The sequence below is a fragment of the Reyranella sp. CPCC 100927 genome (genome assembly GCF_007859315.1).
Lineage (GTDB): Bacteria > Pseudomonadota > Alphaproteobacteria > Reyranellales > Reyranellaceae > Vineibacter.
The window spans coordinates 1-2,500 of the sequence record NZ_VOHA01000052.1 but is presented as its reverse complement, the minus strand read 5'-3'; the positions used below and the strand labels follow the sequence as shown (position 1 = coordinate 2,500).

Annotated in this window: 1 tRNA gene and 2 rRNA genes (1 of these 3 cut by a window edge); all 3 read left to right on the top strand. The window is 59.1% G+C overall.

The features are described 5' to 3' along the window. Positions 1 to 2,153, top strand: a 23S ribosomal RNA gene (locus FQU96_RS41855); it begins 599 nt to the left of the window's first position. A 99-nt stretch (positions 2,154 to 2,252) separates the two neighbouring features. Beyond that, positions 2,253 to 2,367: ribosomal RNA gene (rrf, locus tag FQU96_RS41850) — 5S ribosomal RNA — on the top strand. A 56-nt stretch (positions 2,368 to 2,423) separates the two neighbouring features. Beyond that, positions 2,424 to 2,500: transfer RNA gene (locus tag FQU96_RS41845), tRNA-Met, on the top strand.

Below are 2,500 nucleotides of genomic sequence, written 5' to 3'. Positions count from 1 at the left end.
AGGCGCAGGCGCAGCGAAAGCGAGTCCGAAAGGGGCGACTGAGTCGTACGGATCAGACCCGAAACCTGGTGATCTAGCCATGGGCAGGTTGAAGGCGCGGTAACGCGCGCTGGAGGACCGAACCCACTCCCGTTGAAAAGGTAGGGGATGACCTGTGGCTAGGGGTGAAAGGCCAATCAAACTGGGAAATAGCTGGTTCTCCGCGAAAGCTATTTAGGTAGCGCGTCGCGTTTATGCCACCGGGGGTAGAGCACCGGATGGGCTAGGGGGGTCCAAAGCCTTACCAAACCCAACCGAACTCCGAATACCGGTGAGTACTGCGCGGCAGACAGACGGCGGGTGCTAAGGTCCGTCGTCAAGAGGGAAAGAGCCCAGACCGACAGCTAAGGTCCCCAAGTCGTGGCTAAGTGGGAAAGGAAGTGGGAAGGCCATAACAACCAGGAGGTTGGCTTAGAAGCAGCCATCCTTTAAAGAAAGCGTAATAGCTCACTGGTCTAAACAAGCCGTCCTGCGCCGAAAATGTAACGGGGCTAAAGCCACGCACCGAAGCTTCGGGCTCATCGCAAGATGAGCGGTAGCGGAGCGTTCCGTAGGCCTGCGAAGGGATATCCGTGAGGGGTCCTGGAGGTATCGGAAGTGCGAATGCTGACATGAGTAGCGATAAGGAGCGTGGGAAACGCTCCCGCCGAAAGTCCAAGGGTTCCTGCGCAAGGTTAATCCGCGCAGGGTTAGTCGGTCCCTAAGGCGAGGCCGAGAGGCGTAGTCGATGGGAAGCAGGTTAATATTCCTGCACCTGCTGGTAGTGACGAATTCCGTAAGTTGTTTCTGCGAGAGGGCCGCAAGGCGCGCGGGGGCAGCGAAGGGGTTCCAGGAAATAGCTCCAGCGTATAGACCGTACCCGAAACCGACACAGGTGGACTGGTAGAGCATACCAAGGCGTTTGAGAGAACGGTGTCGAAGGAACTAGGCAAAATGCCCTCGTAACTTCGGGAGAAGAGGGCCTCGGTCCTGGGCAACCAGGGTCGAGGGGCACAGACCAGGGGGTAGCGACTGTTTACTAAAAACACAGGGCTCTGCGAAGCCGCGAGGCGACGTATAGGGTCTGACGCCTGCCCGGTGCCGGAAGGTTAAGAGGAGAGGTGCAAGCCTTGAATCGAAGCCCCGGTAAACGGCGGCCGTAACTATAACGGTCCTAAGGTAGCGAAATTCCTTGTCGGGTAAGTTCCGACCTGCACGAATGGCGTAACGACTTCCCCGCTGTCTCCGACACCGACTCAGCGAAATTGAATTCCCCGTGAAGATGCGGGGTACCCGCGGTCAGACGGAAAGACCCCGTGCACCTTTACTACAACTTTGCAGTGGCGTTAGGGAATGGATGTGTAGGATAGGCGGGAGGCTATGAAACTGGGGCGCCAGCCTTGGTGGAGCCACCCTTGAAATACCGCCCTTTTGTTTCCTGACGTCTAACCGAGGCCGTGACGCGGTCCGGGACCCTGCATGGTGGGTAGTTTGACTGGGGCGGTCGCCTCCCAAAGAGTAACGGAGGCGCGCGATGGTGGGCTCAGGCCGGTCGGAAATCGGCTGTGGAGTGCAATGGCATAAGCCCGCCTGACTGCGAGGCAGACAAGCCGAGCAGAGACGAAAGTCGGCCATAGTGATCCGGTGGTCCCGCGTGGAAGGGCCATCGCTCAACGGATAAAAGGTACGCCGGGGATAACAGGCTGATCTCCCCCAAGAGTCCACATCGACGGGGAGGTTTGGCACCTCGATGTCGGCTCATCGCATCCTGGGGCTGGAGCAGGTCCCAAGGGTATGGCTGTTCGCCATTTAAAGCGGTACGTGAGCTGGGTTTAGAACGTCGTGAGACAGTTCGGTCCCTATCTGCCGTGGGTGTTGGAGACTTGAGAGGCGCTGTCCCTAGTACGAGAGGACCGGGATGGACGTACCTCTGGTGTACCGGTTGTGGCGCCAGCCGCACCGCCGGGTAGCTATGTACGGACGGGATAAACGCTGAACGCATCTAAGCGTGAAACCCTCCTCAAAACCAGGTCTCCCTAAGAGCCGTGACAGACCATCACGTCGATAGGCCGCAGGTGTACGTATGGCGACATACTCAGCCAAGCGGTCCTAATCGCTCGAGTGAGCTTGATTATCTCTCTATTCCAAGCGTCCCGTGCGGCAGCAAGCCCCCGCACCCGCTCCTTACCCAAGACGCACACAAGACACCCCTGGATCACCGCGGCCTTCGACGGCCTGGTGGCTCTGGCGAGGGGTGAACACCCGATCCCATCCCGAACTCGGCCGTGAAAACCCTCAGCGCCGATGGTACTGCGTCTCAAGACGCGGGAGAGTAGGTCGTCGCCAGGCCTTCAAAGGCCGCATCACATCCAATACGCACCCTCTCCACGATCCCCACCCACCACCGCGGGGTGGAGCAGCCCGGTAGCTCGTCAGGCTCATAACCTGAAGGCCGCAGGTTCAAATCCTGCCCCCGCAACCA